Below are 20,200 nucleotides of genomic sequence, written 5' to 3'. Positions count from 1 at the left end.
CGCCAAACAAAAAGCCCGCCTTGAAGGCGGGCTTTTTCATGGATGCAGCTCTTACAGGAACTGCACGCCGATCCACCAGGCGATGGCGGCCACGAAGGCCGACGCCGGGATCGTGAAGATCCAGGCCCAGACGATGTTGCCAGCCACGCCCCAGCGCACCGCCGACATCTTGCGCGAAGCGCCGACGCCGACGATGGCGCCGGTGATGGTGTGCGTGGTCGAGACCGGGATGCCGAGCATGGTGGCGAGGAACAGCGTGATGGCGCCGCCCGTCTCGGCGCAGAACCCGCCAACCGGCTTGAGCTTGGTGATCTTCTGGCCCATGGTCTTGACGATGCGCCAGCCGCCGAACAGCGTGCCGAGGCTGATCGCGCTGTAGCAGCTCAGGATCACCCAGGTCGGCAGCGGATCGGAAGCGGTCATGGTGCCGGCCGCGATCAGCAGCATCCAGATGATGCCCATGGTCTTCTGCGCGTCGTTGCCGCCGTGGCCGAGGCTGTACATGGCAGCCGAGATCAGCTGCAGACGGCGGAACCAGCGGTCAACCGTGCGCTGCGAAGAACGCACGAACAGCCACGACACCAGCAGCATCATCAGCGAACCGAACAGGAAGCCCAGCATCGGCGACAGCACGATGAACAGGATGATCTTCAGCAGGCCGGAAGCGATCAGCGCATCGGTGCCCGCCTTGGCGACTGCGGCGCCGACCAGGCCGCCGATCAGCGCATGCGAGGACGACGACGGCAGGCCGAAGTACCAGGTCAGCAGGTTCCAGACGATGGCACCGACCAGCGCGCCGAACACCACGTAATGGTCGATCACGATCGGGTCGATGGTGCCGGTGCCGATCATGGCCGCCACCTTCAGGTGGAACACCGCGATCGCGCTGAAGTTGAAGAAGGCCGCCATGGCGACGGCCGTCTGCGGCTTGAGCACGCCGGTCGAGACCACGGTCGCGATCGCGTTGGCGGCATCGTGGAAGCCGTTCATGAAATCGAAGACCAGGGCCAGGATCACCAGAAAGGCCAGGACGTAAAAACTCATGGTAAGGGTTTGCATGGGTATGATCTTTTTTAATTCGCACGGGTTGCCGCATGGCTTTTCGCATGAGCAGCAACCGGGAAACCGGAAAGCAGGTCACCTGCCCTCCCTCAATGCAAACCGCCGCACAATGGCGGCGGTTTTCGCCCGATCAGGCGTTTTCGACGATGATGCCTTCGATGATGTTGGAAACGTCCTCGCAACGATCGGTCACGGTCTCCAGCAGTTCATAGATGGCCTTGAGCTTGATCAGCGTGCGCACGTCCGGCTCCTCGCGGAACAGCTTGGACATGGCCGCACGCATGACGTGGTCGGCATCCGATTCCAGGCGATCGATTTCCTGGCAGATCTCGAGGATCTGGCGCGAGTTGTCCATGTTGTGCAACAGGCCGACCGCTGCCTTCACCTTTTCGGTGCATGCCAAACACAGTTCGGCCAGGCGCTTGGCTTCCGGCGTGATCGCCTTGATGTCGTACAGCGAGATGGTCTGCGCCGCATCTTCCATCAGGTCGAGGATATCGTCCATGCGCGTAATCAGTTGATGGATGTCATCGCGATCGAGCGGCGTGATGAAGGTCTTGTGCAGCGCATCCAGCGTCGCGTGCGTGACCTGATCCGCCTGCTTCTCGATGCCTTCGATGGCGTGCACGCGGATTTCGAGATCGTCGAAATTGGTCATCAGCGCGACCATTTCCTTGGCACCCTTGACGCAGAACTCGGCATGCTCGTTGAAGAGATCGAAGAATTTGCCTTCTTTCGGCAGAAGTCGTCCAAACATGATTACTCTCTTTGAAGATTAAGACATTGAAATCGATAAGGCACCAGCGACGAGACCCGCGCGGCATGATTCGAAGCAGAACACGGACAAAGCGCGCGACACGGTCATAGAGTGCTCAATCGCCCTGATATACCGAAGCGCCGCCGGTATAGTTTTCGAATTTGGTGTACTGCCCGAGGAAGGTCAGCCGCACCGCGCCGATCGGACCGTTACGCTGCTTGCCGATGATGATCTCGGCCGTGCCCTTGTCCGGCGAATCCGGATTGTAAACTTCGTCGCGGTAGATGAACAGGATGACGTCGGCATCCTGCTCGATGGCGCCCGATTCGCGCAGATCGGACATCACCGGGCGCTTGTTCGGACGTTGCTCCAGGGAACGATTCAACTGCGACAGCGCGATCACCGGGCAGTTGAGTTCCTTCGCCAGCCCTTTCAGACTGCGCGAGATTTCCGAGATTTCGGTGGCGCGGTTTTCCGACGAACTGCCGCCGTTGCCCGACATGAGCTGCAGGTAATCGATGATGATCAGGCCCAGCTTGCCGCACTGACGCGCCAGGCGACGCGAACGCGCGCGCAATTCGATCGGGCTCAGTGCCGGCGTCTCGTCGATGTAGAGCTGCGCATCGTTCATCTTCTGGATTGCATGCGTCAGGCGCGGCCAGTCCTCGTCGACCAGGCGGCCGGTACGCAGGCGGTGCTGGTCGAGCCGGCCGACCGAGCCCAGCATACGCATGGCGAGCTGGGTGCCGCCCATCTCCATCGAGAACACGGCAACCGGCAGGCCGCTTTCGATCGCGACGTTCTCGCCGATGTTGATCGAGAACGCGGTCTTGCCCATCGACGGACGGCCGGCGACGATGACCAAGTCCCCTGGCTGCAGGCCGGAGGTCATGCGGTCGAGGTCGGCAAAGCCGGTCGGCACGCCGGTGATGTCGCTGTTGCTGTCGCGGCTGTAGAGCTCGTCGATACGCTCGACCACCTGCGTCAGCAGCGGTTGAATTTCCTGAAACCCCTGTGCGCCACGCGAGCCTTCTTCGGCAATGGCGAAAATCTTGGACTCGGCCTCGTCCAGCATCTGCTTGACTTCCTTGCCCTGCGGATGAAAAGCGGCACCCGAGATTTCGTCGGCCACCGTGATCAGTTTGCGCAGCACGCCACGGTCGCGCACGATCTCGGCATAGCGGCGGATGTTGGCCGCCGACGGCGTGTTCTGCGCCAGCGCATTCAGATAGGACAGGCCGCCGACTTCCTCGGCCTTGCCGCTGGTGCTCAGCGCCTCGAACACGGTAATGACGTCGGCCGGACGCGAACCGTTGATCAGCTTGACGATGTGCTGGAAGATGATCCGATGGTCGTAGCGGTAGAAATCGTCCTCGCTGACGAAATCCGCAATCCGGTCCCAGGCCGCATTGTCGAGCAGCAGACCGCCCAGTACGGACTGTTCAGACTCGATCGAATGGGGAGGAACGCGAAGGGAATCCAGCTGCGGATCGGATGGGGTGTTCATGGCGCGCATTATACTGCCAGACGGAGATGCTATCGTGGGAAGCCAACAAAAAAGCCGGGAAAAATCCCGGCTTTTTCAACAGACAAAGTGCCTGAAATATGCTTCCCGATCAGGCCTGTTCGCCGATCACGGCGATCGTCACATCGATCACGACGTCGGTGTGCAGTGCCACGGAAACCGTATGGTCGCCGGTGGTCTTGAGCGGACCGTTCGGCAGGCGGATTTGCGACTTCTCGACATCGAAGCCCTGCTTGGCCAGCACCTGGGCGATGTCGCCGTTGGTGACCGAGCCGAACAGACGGCCATCAACACCGGCTTTCTGCGAGATCTGCAGGCTTTGGCCAGCCAGTTTTTCGCCCTGGGCGGTTGCCGCTGCCAGTTTTTCGGCGGCGATCTTTTCCAGTTCGGCGCGCTTGACTTCGAATTCGGCAACAGCAGCCGTCGTTGCACGACGCGCCTTGCGTTGCGGGATCAGGAAATTGCGGGCGTAGCCGTCCTTGACCTTGACGACATCACCGAGGTTGCCGAGATTAACGACTTTTTCCAACAGAATGACTTGCATGTTTTTCTCCTATTTCAGTCGTTGATCAGGCGTTGTGCAGATCGGTGTACGGCAGCAGCGCGAGGAAACGTGCGCGCTTGATCGCGGTGTCGACCTGGCGCTGGTAGATCGCCTTGGTACCGGTCAGGCGTGCCGGCATGATCTTGCCGTTTTCCTGGACGAAATCCTTCAGGGTGTCGATGTCTTTGTAATCAACCTGTTCAACGTGTGCTGCGGTGAAGCGGCAGAACTTCTTGCGCTTGAACAGCGGGTTTTGTTGCTTGCGTTTTTCTTTGAGCTTGTTTTTGTCGAATTTTTTACCGAATGCCATTTTTGGCTCCTGTATCTGAATGTGGTTCTTCGAAATCTGTAAGATGAAATACGAGACTTTTGCTGTTGCGGCTCTTGCGTGCCAGGAAACCCGTGAATCGGTACGTTCCGCCCAGTTCGGCGCGATCGAATCGACCTGAAATCTCGCCCGCCGCCATCGCGGCAATCTCGAACTCGGTCAATCGCGCGACGCCTGCCTCCATCTGCTGCGAACTGTGCACCAATACTGCGGACACAATCGGAATGCCTGCCGGTGAATAGCGCAGAATTTCACGCTCGGCGATGGTGGCAACGATCTGAAGCTGATTCACTCCCGGTACGTCAATGCCCTATCAGGCAGCAGGCGCCTCGGTACGGTTCTTGGCTGCATCTTCCTTCTGCACGGCCTTCATCATCGGCGACGGTGCGGTCTCGGCCTTCTTCATCTTGACGGTCAGATGACGCAGGACTGCATCGTTGAATTTGAAGCCGGTTTCGATTTCGGCCAGCGTTTCGCTGTCACATTCGATGTTCAGGCAGACGTAGTGTGCTTTTGCCAGTTTCTGGATCATGTAGGCCAGTTGACGACGGCCCCAGTCTTCGACGCGGTGAACGACGCCGCCACGTGCGGTGACGATGCCCTTGTAGCGTTCGATCATGGCGGGCACTTGCTCGCTTTGATCCGGATGGACGATGAATACGATTTCGTAATGACGCATGTAAGCTCCTTATGGACTATTTGAAGATCGCCCACCCCGGCGTCGGACGAGTGTGGGAAGAGGAAAACCCGCAATCATACGCGCAAAACGCGCCAAACTCAATTGCCGCAGCCGATCTGCACGGCGATTTCGCAGCCTTTCGGCCCATTTTGTAGCGGAATTGCACGCCACACCGGGATATTTCTGCGCGTCATGTTGTCAATCCACTTGCTTTCCATCATGCACTGTATAAAAATACAGACTGTTCATATCCACAGCCGCGCTCGCGTGGCGACATACCGGGTTCGGCAATGATCAAACTGACAGCACGCCAGGAACAAATCCTGAATCTGATCCGCGACGCGATCGACAACACGGGCTTCCCGCCCACACGCGCCGAGATCGCCGCCGAACTGGGCTTCCGCTCCGCCAACGCCGCCGAGGAACACCTGCAGGCACTGGCGCGCAAGGGTGCCATCGAAATTTCGCCCGGCACCTCGCGCGGCATCCGCCTCAAGGACCACGGCAGCAGCGAGCGCGGCAATACGACACAAATGGCGCTGCCGCATCCTGCCCTCATGCAGCTGAGCCTGCCGCTGGTCGGCCGCGTGGCCGCCGGCTCGCCGATCCTGGCGCAGGAACACATCGAGGCAACCTACGACGTCGATCGTTCGCTGTTCTCGGCCAAACCGGATTTCCTGCTCAAGGTGCGCGGCATGTCGATGCGCGACGCCGGCATCCTCGACGGCGACCTGCTGGCGGTGAAGAAGACCGACAGCGCGCGCAACGGCCAGATCGTGGTGGCGCGCCTCGGCGACGACGTGACCGTCAAGCGCTACCAGAAGTCCGGTGCGCTGGTCGAACTGCTGCCGGAGAATCCCGACTTCGAACCGATCCGCGTCGATCTCTCGCGCGACGAATTCACGCTCGAGGGCCTGGCCGTCGGCCTGATGCGCAGCTGGAACTGAGGCTGCCCCGCCTCACCTACCCTGCCCGGCTACCTGTTCATTCCTTCGTCCTGATGCGCTTGCGCGCGGTCAGGATCTGGCTGGCGATGCCGCGCAGGATGTTCACCTCTTCGGTTTCCAGTTCGGTACGCGCAAACAGGCGCTTGAGGCGCGGCATCAGCTTCTTCGGGTTGTCCGGATCGAGAAAGTCGATCGCGATCAGCGCCTGCTCCAGATGCGCGTACATGCCTTCCACCTGCGCACGGCTCGCCACTTCTCCCTGAAAACCGATACCGGATTCCGCCGCGCCCGGCTCTTCCGCCGCGCACGCCATGCGCGCCTCATAGGAAATCACCTGCACCGCCTGCGCCAGGTTCAGCGACGAATAGTCGGGATTGGCCGGGATGTTGATCAGCACATTGCAACGCTGCACCGCCTCGTTGGGCAGGCCGAAGCGCTCGTTGCCGAACACCACGGCCGCACGCAGATCGGCCTGCTCGTGCAGGCGCGCGGCGAAACGGCGCGGCGTCAGCACCGGTGGCGAGAACTCGCGCAGGCGCGCACTGACTGCCGCCGCGAAATTGCAGCCGGCCAGCGCCTCCTCCAGCGAACCCACGACGCGCGCGGCGGACAGGATGTCCTGCGCACCGCTGGCGAAGGCCACGGCTTCCTCGCGCGCCAATGCATCGTCGAAACGCGGATTGACCAGCACCAGCTGCGAGAAGCCCATGTTCTTCATGGCACGCGCCGTGGCGCCGATGTTGCCGGGTCGGCTGGTTTCCACCAGCACGAAACGCAGGCGGTCGAAAAGAGGCGTGTCGGTTTGCGGCAGGTTCATTTAAAATAGCGGCATTGCGCGGCAAAACGGGCGGAAGCTCGCCAGTTGTTGCCGCATCGCTCATTAAGGTCAAATCAGGCAGTGTCTTTCGCGCTTGCGCACGGCGCCGCCATTTTAACGGAATCCCTATGCATCCCATGCTCAACACGGCGGTCAAGGCTGCCCGCCGCGGCGCTGCCGTCATCAACCGCGCCTCCTTCGACCTCGATCGCATCAAGGTCACGGAAAAATCGCCGAACGACTTCGTGACCGAGGTCGATCAGGCCGCCGAGCAGGCGATCATCGAGGTTCTTCTCAATGCCTATCCTGATCACGCCGTGCTGGCCGAGGAATCGGGTCCTTCCACCAATCTGCACGACGAGAAGGAATACGTCTGGATCATCGATCCGCTCGACGGCACCACCAACTTCATCCACGGCTTTCCGCAGTACGCGGTCTCGATCGCACTCCAGCATCGCGGCCAGATCACGCAGGCCGTGGTCTATGACCCCAACCGCAACGACCTGTTCACCGCCACCAAGGGCGCCGGTGCCTTCCTCAACGAGAAGCGCATCCGCGTCACGCGCCGCGACAAGATGGCCGATGCGCTGATCGGCACCGGCTTCCCATTCCGCACCGGCGACAACATCGACGAATACCTGAAGATGTTCAAGATCATGACGCAAAGCTGCGCCGGCCTGCGCCGCCCCGGCTCGGCCGCGCTCGACCTGGCCTACGTCGCCGCCGGCCGTCTCGACGGTTTCTTCGAGAAAGGCCTGCAGCCGTGGGACGTGGCAGCCGGCTCGCTGCTGATCACCGAAGCCGGCGGCATCGTCGGCACCTTTGCCGGCGACTCCGACTATCTGTACAAGGGCGATGTCCTGGCCGGCAATCCCAAGGTGTTCGCGCAACTCGTCGCGCTGCTCGGCGGCTTCGCAAAGTAATTCTCGCAAGGCCCGGGCGTCGCATCGCGCCGGGCCATTCCTCTCGCAGCACGTCCTTTCCGATCGCAGCGCAGCAGGCATTGCGCCCTGCTGCTATACTGCACGCACGCGGCAGATTCGCCAGTCAGCCTGCCGCTGTCCATCATGACTTTCGTCTCCAATCCGTTTGCCTGAGACTGGCGCCCCAGCGGCGACAGGCCGATCTTTCCATACTGAGTTTTCATGTCATTTTCCGACCTCGGCCTCGCCGAAGGTATCGTTCGTGCCGTAACCGAACAGGGCTATACCCAACCCACTCCAATTCAAACCCAGGCCATTCCGGCCGTCCTCAACGGCGGCGACCTGCTGGCCGGCGCCCAGACCGGCACCGGCAAGACTGCCGGCTTCACGCTGCCGATGCTGCATCGCCTCTCAACCAGCGGCAAGCAACATGCCAACAACACTTCAGCACGCGCGATTCGTGCACTGGTGCTGACGCCGACGCGCGAACTCGCGGCGCAAGTCGAGGAAAGCGTGCGTATCTATGGCAAGTACCTGAAGCTGAATTCCGCCGTGATCTTCGGCGGCGTCGGCATCAATCCGCAGATCAAGCTGCTGCAGCACGGTGTCGATATCCTGGTCGCCACGCCGGGCCGCCTGCTCGACCACATGCAGCAAGGCACCGTCAATCTCGACAATATCGAAATCCTGGTGCTCGACGAGGCTGATCGCATGCTCGACATGGGCTTCATCCGCGACATCCGCAAGGTGCTCGCCGCGCTGCCGCCCAAGCGCCAGAACCTGCTGTTCTCGGCCACCTTCTCCGACGAGATCAAGGCACTGGCCGACGGCCTGCTCGATTCGCCGGCCACCATCGAGGTCGCACGCCGCAACTCGACGGTCGAAGTCATCGAACAGAAGATCCACCCGGTCGATCGCGACCGCAAGCATCCGTTGCTGGCGCACCTGATCAAGAGCAACGACTGGTCGCAGGTGCTGGTCTTCACGCGCACCAAGCATGGCGCCAACCGTCTGGTCGAACAGCTCGGCAAGGACGGCATCAGCGGCATGGCGATCCATGGCAACAAGAGCCAGACCGCACGCACCAAGGCACTCTCCGAATTCAAGGAAGGCAAGCTCCAGGTGCTAGTCGCCACCGATATCGCAGCACGCGGCATCGACATCGACCAGCTGCCGCACGTGGTCAACTACGACCTGCCGAACGTGCCCGAGGATTACGTGCACCGCATCGGCCGCACCGGCCGCGCCGGCGCCACCGGCGAGGCCGTATCGCTGGTCTGCGTCGATGAGCACGTCATGCTCAGGGACATCGAAAAGCTCATCAAGCGCAAGCTGCCGTCGGAAGTGGTACCGGGCTTCGAACCCGATCCGAACGCGAAGCCGCAACCCATCCAGCTGCGCAGCCAGGGACATGGCGGCGGACGACGCCCACAACAAGGCAATGCCCGTCCTGGCGGCAAGCCCGGCGGCGGCCAGACCGGCCGCGGCATGCCAGGCAAACCGCCTGCCGGCACCGCAGCTGGCGGACGTTCAGCCGCACAGCATCGTTCGGGCGGCCGCGGTCGCTGACGAATAACCCGCCTCCCACGCATGCAATGCGCATGGAGGCGGTTCCTTCACGGGAAGATGGTGCGGACGCTACATCCGCTGCTGGAACGCGAGGTAATAGCCGTTGCAATCAACGATGCCGAACTCGATCGCACCGTAAGGCATTTCCTGAATCGGCCACGCCACGATGTTCTTGTCCTCGACAGTCGAGTAATAGGCTTCGATGTCGGGCACGGTGAAATAAACCGTGCCTGAACAGGTGAGCGGCACATTCCACAGATCGCGATCGGTGAAGACGATCTTGCCGCCGTTTTTTTCCACGGTGAGAATGCCGGAAGAGATGGTGACACGGAAGCCGAGAATGCTGCGATAGAAATCCGCAGTCTTCTCCATGTCGTGGCAACGCAAGAGAAGCGTAATGGACATGATGGTGCATCCTTCCGCAGGCTGTTGGATATCGCAATGGCCGCATTCGGTATGCCGCCCATCATGCGACGGGCCGGATACGTGGACAGCTTAGATTTCCCCCGACTTCAAGTCAATGACCTTCAGTGAAGCAGGCCTTTGTATGCGGCGGTACGCCTGTATACAATAATGTCGATTCACCGCCTGCAGCGACAGCGCCGCCTTGTCCATGAGAGCCGCATCCTGTCCGCCCAGGGCGAAACCGTATAAACAGATCGACGATATGCCTCTGAAGAATTCTCAGCCAGCAGAAAAACCCATCACCACGCAAGGCACGGCGGGCGATGCCAAAAGCGCGCATACGCCGATGATGCAGCAGTATCTGCGCATCAAGGCGGACTATCCGACCACGCTGGTGTTCTATCGGATGGGCGACTTCTACGAACTGTTCTTCGAAGATGCCGAAAAAGCCGCGCGCCTGCTCGGCATCACGCTCACGCAGCGCGGCAGCTCGAACGGGCAACCGATCAAGATGGCCGGCGTGCCTTTCCACGCGGTCGAGCAGTATCTGTCCAAGCTCGTCAAGCTCGGCGAATCGATCGCCATCTGCGAACAGATCGGCGATCCTGCCACCAGCAAGGGGCCGGTCGAACGCAAGGTATTGCGCGTCATCACGCCCGGCACGCTGACCGATGCCGACCTGTTGCCAGAAAAGTCGGAACAGCCTTTGCTGGCGCTCTATTGCACCACGCAACGCCGTGGGCTGACGGTCGGCATCGCCTGGCTGTCGCTGGCCAGCGGCGCATTGAAGCTGATGGAATTCACTTCAGAACCGCAGCATGTGGATGCCCGCCTGCGCCACGAACTGGAGCGTATCGCGCCCGCCGAAATCCTGATTCCCGGCAGCATCGATACCCCCATGGGCGATTATGCATTTGCCCGCAACACCACCGTGCCGGACTGGCATTTCGATATCGAACAGGGCAGCCGCGCCCTGCTCGACCAATTGAATGTGGCGACCCTGACCGGCTTCGGTGCAGAATCGATGAGCGCCGCGCTCGGCGCCGCCGGCGCCCTGCTGCGATACGCGCAATCCACTCAGGGACGCGGCCTGCAGCACGTCCGCGCGCTCAAGGTTGATAACGAAAACGAATACATCGGGCTGGACGCGGCCACGCGGCGCAATCTGGAACTGACGGAATCCATCCGTGGCCAGGAACAGCAAGGCGCCACCCTGTTCGCCCTGCTCGATCATTGCCGCACCTCGATGGGTTCGCGCCTGCTGCGTCACTGGCTGCATCATGCGCAACGCGATCAGGCGATTGCACGCGCGCGCCACGCGGCGATCGGTGCCCTGCTGCGTGCCGACGCCACCTCGGGGCTGTTCTCCACGCTGGCCTCGGTGCCCGACATCGAACGCATCACCACCCGCATCGCCCTGTTGAGTGCGCGCCCGCGCGATCTGGCCGGCATGCGTGGCGGCCTGCAGCAATTGCCATCGCTGCGCGCCTACCTCTCGATGTGCAACAAGGATGCCGATTCTCCGCTGTTGCGCGCACTGCACGACGACCTCGCCACTCCGAGCGAATGCCTGGACCTGATCGAGCGCGCCATCGCGATGGAACCTGCGGCCATGGTGCGTGACGGCGGCGTCATCGCGCGCGGCTACGATGCCGAGCTCGACGAATTGCGCGCCCTGTCCGAGAACGCCGGCCAGTTCCTGGTCGACCTTGAAACACGCGAACGCGCGCGCACCGGCATCGCCAACCTGCGCGTCGAATACAACAAGGTGCACGGCTTCTACATCGAGGTCACGCACGGCCAGACCGACAAGGTGCCGGACGACTACCGTCGTCGCCAGACACTGAAGAATGCCGAGCGTTACATCACGCCCGAACTCAAGGCCTTCGAAGACAAGGCGCTGTCGGCACAGGAGCGTGCGCTGTCGCGCGAAAAAGTCCTGTACGAACAATTGCTGCAGCAGTTGCTGACTCACATTCCGGCGCTGCAGGACATCGCCTGCGCGATTGCGCAGCTCGATGTGCTGACCGCGCTGGCAGACCATGCGGCGCGCCACAACTGGATCGCACCGCAACTGGTGGCCGAACCCATGATCCGCATCGAACAGGGCCGGCACCCGGTGGTCGAGAACCACATCGAACGTTTCATCGCCAACGACTGCCTGCTCAGCGACGAACGCAAGCTGCTGCTGATCACCGGCCCCAACATGGGTGGTAAATCGACCTACATGCGGCAGGTCGCATTGATCACCCTGCTCGCCTACGTCGGCAGCTTCGTGCCGGCAGCCAGCGCGGCCATCGGCCCCATCGACCGCATCTTCACGCGCATCGGCGCCGCCGACGATCTGGCCGGCGGCCGCTCGACCTTCATGGTCGAGATGACCGAGTCGGCCGCCATCCTGAACGGCGCCACCGCGCATTCGCTGGTGCTGATGGACGAAGTCGGCCGCGGCACCTCGACCTTCGATGGTCTCGCGCTGGCCTGGGCCATCGCGCGCCACCTGATCGAGACCACGCAAAGTTTCACGCTGTTCGCCACCCACTACTTCGAACTCACCCAGTTGCCCGAGATGCATGCAAGCGCAGCCAACGTGCACCTGTCTGCAGTCGAGCACAAGGACCGCATCGTCTTCCTGCACGCAGTGCAGCCGGGCCCGGCCTCGCAGAGCTACGGCCTGCAGGTGGCGCAGCTGGCCGGCGTGCCGCAGCCAGTGATACGCGCAGCGCGCCGGCACCTCGCTTCGCTCGAGGCCGGCTCGATGCAGCCGACGCCGCAGTTCGACCTGTTCTCGGCGCAAGTGCCGGGCATGGCACAGGAGGACGAGGTTGCACAGGCGCCATCGGCAGTGGAAGAAGCGCTGGCCGGGATCGATCCCGATGCACTGACGCCGCGTGAAGCGCTCGACACCCTGTATCGCCTGAAACAGCTTGGCGAATCATCTGCCTCATGAGCATGCAGTCAAGGCATCTGCTGGCCAGCCTGGCACTGGCACTCCCGCTGCTGGCAGCGGCAGGCACACCGTTCAGCTTCGGCGTGATCGCGCATCCTGAAAATGCCGCGACAGCCGCCGCATCGCTGAAGGAGGCCATTGCCCAGACCGACCGCGACAATCTGGCCTTCATCGTCACCACCGGCATCAAGGCCGATGACGAGCCGTGCAGCGACGAGTTGTATCGGGAAAGGCGCGCCCTGTTCGACAGCGCCAAGAATGGCTTGATCGTTTCGCTTGCCGCCGGCGACTGGGTGCGCTGCCTCGACGCGCGCAAGCGCTCGACGGCGATCGAACGCATTGCGCATGTGCGCGAAATGTTCTTCACCGACGAATTCTCGTTCGGCGACAGCAAGCTGCCACTGGTACGACAATCGGCCATTCCGTCTTTCCGCCTCTATGCCGAAAACATGCACTGGCGTATCGGCGACGTGCTGTTTGCCACCATCAACCTGCCCAACAATAACAATAACTATCTGAATGCCGCGGGTCGCAACAGCGAGTACGAGGACCGTCAGGTCGCCAACAGCGACTGGCTCAAGCGCCTGTTCATCACCGCAAAAAGCAATCGGCTGACCGGTATCGTGCTGTTCGCCGATGCCAATCCGCTGGCGCATCGCGCGCGTACTTCGGGCTTCTTCTCGAGCGAGAAAAGAGAGGGGTTCGCCAGCATCCGCCAGCAGATCGTGCAGGCGGCAAAGGAATACCCGGGCCGCATCCTGATCGTGCATGGCGACAACGATGCGGACCGTGATGCCGGCCGGCAGCATATCGTCTGGAAGGAAAACATCGGTGCGTTGCGCATCGATCCGTCCTGGACCCGTATCCGGATCGATCCGGCGCAGCCTCAGCTGTTCGCCGTTTCACGGCATGTCGGCAACACAGGCACCGCACGACAAACGCCGAACCAGTAAAAAAGGATGCACGAGGCATCCTTTTTTCATGACATGAGACCGTGCCCCATCAATGCAAAGGCACGCTGCGGAACTGGTCGCCGTCTTCGTCATCGTCGGCATGGTGATGATGACCGTGCGGTCCATGCACGTGACCATGCGCGATTTCCTCTTCGGTAGCGGCGCGCACGTCGGTGACCTTCAGCGTGAAGCGCAAGGCCATGCCGGCCAGCGGATGATTGCCGTCCAGCACCACCTTGTCGTCGGCGATATCGGTCACCGTGAAGATAACGGGCATTTCGTCGTCATCCGGTGTTTCGGGCGAACCCTCGAACTGCATGCCGACCTCGAGCGGAGTCGGCAGACGGTTGCGCGGCTCGATCTTGACCAGTTCCGGATCGTAATCACCAAAGGCATCCTCGGGCTCGACCTGAATCGTGTTTTCGTAACCGACATCCTTGCCATCGAGCGCTTCCTCGATCTTCGGCAAGGTGTTTTCGTATCCGCCATGCAGATAGACCATCGGCTCGCGACCTTCCTCGATCAGCTCACCCTGGGCATCCCACAATTTGTAATCCACGGTCACGACCGTATTCTTGGCAATCTGCATGATGATTCCTTTCATTGGAGTAACGCCAATTATACCTGCGCATGTATGTCCGACATTCATTTGGACGCACGTCCGTGACATGTTTGAGACCGCGTGCCTGACCTATAATGCCGCAATGAAAAAATCGAACCTGCTGGGCGGCCTCGGTGCCGCCGAATTTCTGCGCGACTACTGGCACAAGAAGCCCCTTTTGATTCGCAACGCCATTCCGGGCTTCCAGCCATTGCTGACGCGCGATGCGCTGTTCGAGCTGGTCAGACAGGAAGAAGTCGAATCCAGGCTGATCATCCATGCCCGCAAGCAATGGGAAATGGACAGCGGCCCGTTCGATGCGGTTCCGCCTCTGACGCAAAAAAACTGGACCTTGCTGGTACAGGGAGTCAATCTGCATAACGATGCGGCAGATGCGCTGATGCGTCAATTCCGCTTCATTCCCGACACGCGGCTCGACGATCTGATGATCAGCTATGCGACCGAAAACGGCGGCGTCGGCGCGCACTTCGACTCCTACGATGTATTTCTGCTGCAGGCACACGGTCATCGCCGCTGGCGCATCAGCGCACAGACCGATCTGTCGCTGGTCGAAGGCGTACCGCTGAAAATACTGAAGAACTTCAAGCCCGAGCAGGAATTCGTGCTGGGGCCCGGCGACATGCTCTACCTGCCACCCCACTATGCGCACGAAGGCACGGCCATGGATGAGTGCATGACATATTCGATCGGATTCCGTGCGCCTTCCTACCAGGAACTCGGCGAAGCCTTCCTCGAATCCATGATCGATACCATCGATCTACCAGGCCGATATGCAGATCCCGATCTGAAGCCGGCCGCGCGCCCGGCCGAAATCGGCAGCGGCATGCTCACACGCATCAGTCGTGAACTCGACAAGGTGCGCTTCACCCGCGATGACCTCGTCCTGTTCATTGGCGAATACCTGTCCGAACCCAAGCTCAATGTGGTTTTCGACAAGCCCGCCGCCCCGCTCGCGCGCAATCGCTTTGCACAATCGGCAAAAAAGGCGGGCATACACCTGTCCCGCAAGACCATCATGCTATACCGCGGAAGTTATATATTCATCAATGGAACATCCTTCGAAGTCGGCACAGACGACCTCCGAATACTGGCCTCGCTGGCCGACGAACGGCAGCTTTCCGCAGAGAAAATCGCCACGGTCTCCGCAGATGTCATGGATGCATTGCAGACTTGGTACAACGACGGCTGGCTGGTGATTTCACAAGCCTGAAACGCCCGTATTTTTCCGAAAAAAACTTGTTTAAAAACAATATCTTATATTTATCGGGAATCTTTTCGAAAAGAGTGTTGTCCATAGTGACATCGCTCTTGATAAATTACAAAAAACCGTTGTGTCATAGGCAAAAAGAAGCGCTATAATTCTCGGCTAGGAAGCTTCGTTGCATCGCACCGCAGCAAGGTTCGTACAACACCAGCCACCTAAGAGCGATTAATTCCCAGTAATTATTCATCGCCGAAATAAAACGTTGCCCATTGACATTAACATTGACTTATTTGAAAGATAAATCATGACCAAATCCCTGCTGATCGCATCCTTGTTCGCTATCGCCCTGACCGCCTGCAGCAAAAAAGAAGAAGCGCCTGCTGTTGAAGTCGTCACCCCACCGGCAGCCGAAACGCCAGCAGCAGAAGCACCAGCAACCGAGCCAGCAGCTCCTGCAGCAGAACCTGCAGCCCCTGCAGCTGACGCTCCTGCTGAAGCACCTGCAGCAACCGAAGCGCCTGCAGCAAAATAATTCAGTTCTTCTGAATTGGAAAAGCCGACTCAAGGGTCGGCTTTTTTATTGGCTACTTACATTGTGATCGCTGCAGGACGCACTAGTCCGGACCGATTTCCAGCCAGCCAAAACCATCTTCCTGACAAGCAATGGCAATCTCCAGCGAATTTCCCACCACACTCTCCATCGCGGCACGCGCCAGCGCTGGCGTATTGTTCTTCGAACTCAAGTGCGCTCCCACGACGCGCCGCAGCCGAGAGCGATCGATCGCCTCAAGGATGGCGGCTGCAGCATCGTTGGACAGATGTCCGTAATCCCCGCCGATGCGGTGCTTGAGAAACGGCGGATAAGCGGAATCGCGCAACATCTGCACATCATGATTGCATTCCAGTAGCAGGCTATCGCAACCGCCCAAGGCTTCGATCATATGTGCGGTCGCATGACCGGCATCGGTCAGCACGCCCAACCGGCAAGCTCCGTCACTGGCCACATACTGTATGGGCTCGTTGGCATCGTGCGGAACGGTATAGGGTTGCAACAGCAGATCGCCAATCGCAAGCGCATCACCGTCACGGCAGAAATGCAGATCCACCTCCTCGCAGCGGTCATGCACGGCCTGATAGGTGCCGTAACTGAGCCAGACCGGAATACGGTGGCGACGCGCAAACTTGAAGACGCCGCCGACATGATCCTGATGTTCGTGAGTCACGACGATCGCGGACAGGTTTTCCGGGGCCAGTTGAACTCTTGCGAGGCGGCGTTCGGTTTCCCGAATGCCGAACCCGCAATCCAGCATGACAGTGGTGCTCGTCGTGCCGGATCGGGAAGAAATGAGAAGCGCGTTGCCTTCACTGCCGCTGCCAAGGCTGGCAAATTTCAATGCCAACCTCGGCAACGGCAGATCGGAAACGGCATGAAGATTACTTGAGCTGTTCGTTCAGCAGCGTCAGGATGCGCTCGCCGGTCTTGGAAGCTTCGACCTGGCCTTCGTTGTTCAGAACCGTCACCTGGCTGGAATCGGTCGCGCCGCGCACCGAGATACGGTAGCGTGCAGCAGTTTTTTCCTTTTCCTTGCTGGAACCGAAGGAGAACAGATTGCCAAGGAAACCTTTCTTCTGCGTGTTCTGAGCATCATCGCCCTGATCCACATAGCGCACGAAATACAGGCCCTGCGCACGATCCCGGTCCTCGACCGTGAAGCCGACGCGATCCAGTGCCAGGCCAACGCGACGCCATGCGCGGTCGAAGCCTTCGTCAACCTGGACATAGCTGCCCTGCACGCCTGCTACCAGCTTGCTGCGTGCAGCCTGCGGTGCCGCGCTGGCAACTGCCGCCTTGGCACGCGTGCCTTCCACGCCCAGTTGCGTCATCAGGCGCGACAGGAATTCAGCCTCGAGTTCCGGATCGGAAGGACGTGCAGTCCATACCGTACGTTCGTTGTCCTGACCGGTCAGCACTTCTTCCGCGCCGCGATGGCTCAGATAGATTTCGGTGGTACCGTCGGCACCGCGCTCCAGGCGCGTGCGGAACTTGTCACGCTCGCCGGTCGAATACAGCGAATCGAAAATCTTGCCGAGGTTGCGGCGAATGAAGTCCTGCGGGATCTTGGCGCGGTTCTCGGCCCAGTCGGTTTCCAGCACGCCGGTCGAAGGCGAATCGATGTTGATCAGGAAGCCGTTGTCCTGCCAGAAATCCTTGATGCGCGGCCACAGTTCCTCTGGAGTCTGGTTGACCACCAGCCAGCGTTGCGAACCGCTGCGTTCGATGCGCACATCGGCGACGCGGGTCGGCGCCACTGCAGTTGCCGTCGTCTGTTCAGCCGGACGCGTAGCCTGCTGGGTATTGTAGGAAGACGCTGTTGCGGTGCCGCGGTTCTGATCCGGCAATGCGTAGCGGTTTTCACGTTGCAACTGCGTCAGATCGGGAGGAATCTCGAGCTTGGGTGTCTTGTCCGTATTCTGCGTTTCGCTCTTGTAATCAAGGCGGTTCGGTTCGAGCATCGAATTGATCGAACTGCATCCGGCCAGACCGGCCAATGCCAGTGCGTAAACAATTCCGTGTGTTGCGAAGCTGCGTTGAGCCATGAAGAAGTCTTCCGAGTAATGAAGTGAATGCCTGACCATCACCTAGCGCGACATCGGGTCAGCCAGGCCAATGCAAACGCTTATTGTAATACACCCGATTCGCGCATCGCCTTGCGCACGGTCTCGTGGAATTCGCTCGCCAGCGGCACGATCGGCAGGCGCATGCCCGGCGGAATCAGACCGATCTCGGCCATCGCCCACTTGAGCGGAACCGGATTGGGTTCGACGAAGAGCTTGTTGTGCAGCGGGAGCATCTTGTTGTTGATCGCGATCGCATCGGCCACGCGGCCTTCCATCGCCGCCTTGCAGAGCTCGTGCATGGCCCTGGGTGCGATATTGGCGGTTACCGAGATGTTGCCCTTGGCACCGCAGAGCATCAGCGCCATGGCAGTCGGATCGTCGCCCGAATAGACGGCAAAGCCTTCGGGTGCGAGACGCATCAGGTCGCAGCCGCGGCCGATGTTGCCGGTGGCATCCTTGACGCCGATCACGCCCGGCAGTTGCGCCAGCCGCAGGATGGTGTCGTTCGACATGTCGGCCACGGTGCGTCCCGGCACGTTGTAGAGGATCACGGGCAGGTCCACCGCCTCGGCGATCTTCCTGAAGTGCTGGTACATGCCTTCCTGGGTCGGACGGTTGTAGTAGGGCACGACCTGCAGCGAGGCATCCGCGCCGACGTCCTTGGCGAACTGCGTGAGTTCGATCGCCTCGTCGGTCGAGTTGCCGCCGGTGCCGGCGATGATCGGAATGCGCTTTGCCGTATGCTCAACGGCGACACGAATCAGTTCGCAGTGCTCCTCAACGGTAACGGTGGGCGATTCGCCCGTCGTGCCAACGATAACGATGCCGTCGGTGCCTTCGGCGATGTGCCAATCGATCAACTTGCGCAAGCCCGGGTAATCGAGAGAACCGTCTGCGTGCATGGGAGTAACGATTGCCGGAATGCTGCCCTGAATCATGATAGGTGTGAGAACGAAAAAATGAGAATAGGTGATTGTAGCGGATCGTCCGGGCGTATGGTGCAGTCCGGCCCCAAGGAAATCAATCGAGGACGAAGCGCGCCGGTGCTTCGGCACCGCCTGCCTTCGCCATGCAGATGCGCTGCAGCATCGCCGGCTTGGGAGAAGTAACGCAGCCATCCTCGAAAGCGATGACATGCAGACCATGTTCGGCCGCGACCTTCAGCAATTCGCCGCGCGCCAGCAGAAAATCGGGGTTGGAAGGCTTGCCAAATTGCTCATTGCCGACCGCAAAGGTTTCGTAGATCAGGACGCCACCCGGTGCCAGGCTAGCGGCAAGCAGCGGCCATAACGGCCGATGCAGGTAATTGGTCACCACGATGCCGCTGAAGCACGCCGACGTGAACGGCCAAGAACGCGCAGCATCACCCGTTTCCAGATCAAGTTCCTGCACCGCGATACCCGGCCCGGCGGCCGCGGCGAGGCTGGCAGGATTGCGGTCAACAGCCAGGACGGAATGCCCCAATGACGCCAGCAGACGGCTGTGGCGGCCGGAGCCGCACGCCAGATCGAGTACTTCTCCAGATGGAATCAGGCCGACAAAGCGACGCACCCACGGCGACGGCTGGCCGGTGGCTTCGTGCAGATCGGGCTTGCGCAGCGTATCCATGCCCTGCTCCTTACAGCAACAGGAAGGTCAGCGGCATCACCAGCAGCTGCAGTGCCTTGCCGGCGATCGTCATCACCGGCACCATCCAGTAATGGAGGACCTTGAGAACGACCAGGGCAATGACGATGAAAAAACCGTAAGGCTCAAGTTTGGCAAACTTGTAGGCGTAACGATGCGGCAGGATGCTGGTCATGATGCGGCCGCCATCGAGCGGAGGGATCGGGAACAGGTTGAAGGCGAAGATGACAAGGTTGGTAATCACGCCGGCCTGCGCCATGCGCATGAAGAATTCCTCCTGCGCGCCAAACGCAGCCAGAAAAATCCCGAGCAGCATCCACATCAGCGCCATCACCAAGTTCGCGAGCGGACCGGCAAAGGCGACAAAGGCCATCTGCTTCTTTGGATTGCGCAGATTGCCGAACTGCACCGGCACCGGCTTGGCATAGCCGAACAGGAACGGACTGCCGGCGAAATACAGGGCGACCGGAATCAGCAGCGTGCCGATGGGATCGATGTGCTTGATCGGGTTGAGGCTCATGCGGCCCTGCGCATAAGCGGTGTTGTCGCCGAAATATTTGGCGGCATACGCGTGCGCCGCTTCGTGCAGCGTGATCGCAAACACGATCGGCAGCGCATAGACGGAAAAGGTCTGGATCAGGTCATTCATTGGCAAATCTTATCAGAGGGC

General features: G+C 60.5%; 22 protein-coding genes. 7 read left to right on the top strand and 15 right to left on the bottom strand.

The window, feature by feature from the left end:
- Positions 1-51: 51 nt before the first annotated feature.
- From IEV38_RS14530 to rpsF, 7 genes are all read right to left on the bottom strand, one after another.
- Positions 52-1,059 carry an inorganic phosphate transporter gene (locus IEV38_RS14530; protein ID WP_188397334.1) on the bottom strand — a complete coding sequence of 336 codons (1,008 nt, stop codon included), beginning with the start codon at positions 1,057-1,059 and terminating at the stop codon, positions 52-54.
- 133 nt (positions 1,060-1,192) lie between these two features.
- On the bottom strand, positions 1,193-1,819 hold the full coding sequence (locus tag IEV38_RS14525; protein ID WP_188397333.1) for a DUF47 domain-containing protein: 627 nt from the start codon (positions 1,817-1,819) through the stop codon (positions 1,193-1,195).
- Positions 1,820-1,934: 115 nt separating this feature from the next.
- Complete coding sequence (locus IEV38_RS14520) at positions 1,935-3,326, bottom strand: replicative DNA helicase (protein ID WP_188397331.1); 1,392 nt, start codon at positions 3,324-3,326, stop codon at positions 1,935-1,937.
- 109 nt (positions 3,327-3,435) lie between these two features.
- Positions 3,436-3,888: a 50S ribosomal protein L9 gene (gene rplI, locus IEV38_RS14515; protein WP_188397329.1), complete on the bottom strand. Its 453-nt coding sequence runs from the start codon at positions 3,886-3,888 to the stop codon at positions 3,436-3,438.
- A gap of 25 nt (positions 3,889-3,913) precedes the next feature.
- The gene (gene rpsR / locus IEV38_RS14510) at positions 3,914-4,198 is read right to left on the bottom strand and encodes a 30S ribosomal protein S18 (protein WP_188380186.1); all 285 of its coding nucleotides are present in this window, start codon (positions 4,196-4,198) and stop codon (positions 3,914-3,916) included.
- Entirely contained in the window at positions 4,185-4,508 is a 324-nt protein-coding gene (gene priB, locus IEV38_RS14505) for a primosomal replication protein N (RefSeq protein ID WP_188397327.1), read from the bottom strand. Before priB ends, rpsR begins: the two co-directional genes overlap by 14 nt.
- Positions 4,509-4,529: 21 nt before the next feature.
- Entirely contained in the window at positions 4,530-4,895 is a 366-nt protein-coding gene (gene rpsF, locus IEV38_RS14500; RefSeq protein WP_188397325.1) for a 30S ribosomal protein S6, read from the bottom strand.
- 290 nt (positions 4,896-5,185) lie between these two features.
- Here rpsF and lexA point away from each other — a divergent pair, with 290 nt between their 5' ends.
- Entirely contained in the window at positions 5,186-5,842 is a 657-nt protein-coding gene (lexA, locus tag IEV38_RS14495; RefSeq protein WP_188397323.1) for a transcriptional repressor LexA, read from the top strand.
- A 37-nt stretch (positions 5,843-5,879) separates the two neighbouring features.
- On the opposite strand, the gene IEV38_RS14490 is transcribed toward lexA, so the two are convergent.
- Positions 5,880-6,659: an RNA methyltransferase gene (locus IEV38_RS14490; protein WP_188397321.1), complete on the bottom strand. Its 780-nt coding sequence runs from the start codon at positions 6,657-6,659 to the stop codon at positions 5,880-5,882.
- A gap of 128 nt (positions 6,660-6,787) precedes the next feature.
- Between IEV38_RS14490 and IEV38_RS14485 the strand changes: the two genes are divergently transcribed.
- Positions 6,788-7,582, top strand: coding sequence for an inositol monophosphatase family protein (locus IEV38_RS14485; RefSeq protein ID WP_188397319.1), 795 nt, complete (start codon positions 6,788-6,790; stop codon positions 7,580-7,582).
- Between the two features lie 222 nt (positions 7,583-7,804).
- On the top strand, positions 7,805-9,151 hold the full coding sequence (locus IEV38_RS14480) for a DEAD/DEAH box helicase (RefSeq protein WP_188397317.1): 1,347 nt from the start codon (positions 7,805-7,807) through the stop codon (positions 9,149-9,151).
- Positions 9,152-9,220: 69 nt separating this feature from the next.
- On the opposite strand, the gene IEV38_RS14475 is transcribed toward IEV38_RS14480, so the two are convergent.
- Positions 9,221-9,556, bottom strand: coding sequence for a VOC family protein (locus IEV38_RS14475; protein WP_188397315.1), 336 nt, complete (start codon positions 9,554-9,556; stop codon positions 9,221-9,223).
- 262 nt (positions 9,557-9,818) lie between these two features.
- On the opposite strand from IEV38_RS14475, the gene mutS reads away from it, so the two are divergent.
- Both mutS and IEV38_RS14465 read left to right on the top strand, forming a co-directional pair.
- Complete coding sequence (mutS, locus tag IEV38_RS14470) at positions 9,819-12,506, top strand: DNA mismatch repair protein MutS (RefSeq protein WP_188397313.1); 2,688 nt, start codon at positions 9,819-9,821, stop codon at positions 12,504-12,506.
- Complete coding sequence (locus IEV38_RS14465) at positions 12,503-13,459, top strand: hypothetical protein (protein ID WP_188397311.1); 957 nt, start codon at positions 12,503-12,505, stop codon at positions 13,457-13,459. The genes mutS and IEV38_RS14465 overlap by 4 nt, the downstream gene beginning before the upstream one ends.
- A 49-nt stretch (positions 13,460-13,508) precedes the next feature.
- Here the strand turns inward: IEV38_RS14465 and IEV38_RS14460 are convergent, their stop codons facing one another.
- Entirely contained in the window at positions 13,509-14,048 is a 540-nt protein-coding gene (locus IEV38_RS14460; protein WP_188397309.1) for an FKBP-type peptidyl-prolyl cis-trans isomerase, read from the bottom strand.
- 115 nt (positions 14,049-14,163) lie between these two features.
- Here IEV38_RS14460 and IEV38_RS14455 point away from each other — a divergent pair, with 115 nt between their 5' ends.
- Positions 14,164-15,291 (top strand): cupin domain-containing protein, encoded by a 1,128-nt coding sequence (locus IEV38_RS14455; protein WP_188397306.1) that lies wholly within the window; start codon positions 14,164-14,166, stop codon positions 15,289-15,291.
- Between the two features lie 298 nt (positions 15,292-15,589).
- A complete protein-coding gene (locus tag IEV38_RS14450; protein WP_188397305.1) occupies positions 15,590-15,817 on the top strand; it encodes a hypothetical protein in 228 nt (75 codons plus the stop codon).
- Between the two features lie 82 nt (positions 15,818-15,899).
- Here the strand turns inward: IEV38_RS14450 and IEV38_RS14445 are convergent, their stop codons facing one another.
- The 5 genes from IEV38_RS14445 to IEV38_RS14425 all read right to left on the bottom strand — a co-directional run bounded on the left by IEV38_RS14445 (position 15,900) and on the right by IEV38_RS14425 (position 20,179).
- Complete coding sequence (locus IEV38_RS14445) at positions 15,900-16,679, bottom strand: MBL fold metallo-hydrolase (RefSeq protein ID WP_188397304.1); 780 nt, start codon at positions 16,677-16,679, stop codon at positions 15,900-15,902.
- 40 nt (positions 16,680-16,719) lie between these two features.
- A complete protein-coding gene (gene bamC / locus IEV38_RS14440) occupies positions 16,720-17,883 on the bottom strand; it encodes an NlpB/DapX family lipoprotein (RefSeq protein WP_229729069.1) in 1,164 nt (387 codons plus the stop codon).
- Between the two features lie 80 nt (positions 17,884-17,963).
- A complete protein-coding gene (gene dapA / locus IEV38_RS14435) occupies positions 17,964-18,842 on the bottom strand; it encodes a 4-hydroxy-tetrahydrodipicolinate synthase (protein WP_188397303.1) in 879 nt (292 codons plus the stop codon).
- 82 nt (positions 18,843-18,924) lie between these two features.
- Positions 18,925-19,512, bottom strand: coding sequence for a class I SAM-dependent methyltransferase (locus IEV38_RS14430; protein WP_188397302.1), 588 nt, complete (start codon positions 19,510-19,512; stop codon positions 18,925-18,927).
- A 10-nt stretch (positions 19,513-19,522) separates the two neighbouring features.
- The gene (locus IEV38_RS14425) at positions 19,523-20,179 is read right to left on the bottom strand and encodes a site-2 protease family protein (protein WP_188397301.1); all 657 of its coding nucleotides are present in this window, start codon (positions 20,177-20,179) and stop codon (positions 19,523-19,525) included.
- Positions 20,180-20,200: the final 21 nt, after the last annotated feature.

This window comes from Oxalicibacterium flavum (assembly GCF_014635065.1).
Taxonomy (GTDB): Bacteria; Pseudomonadota; Gammaproteobacteria; order Burkholderiales; family Burkholderiaceae_D; genus Oxalicibacterium; species Oxalicibacterium flavum.
The sequence above is the reverse complement of the archived record's forward strand: the minus strand, read 5'-3'. Positions and strand labels throughout refer to the sequence as shown.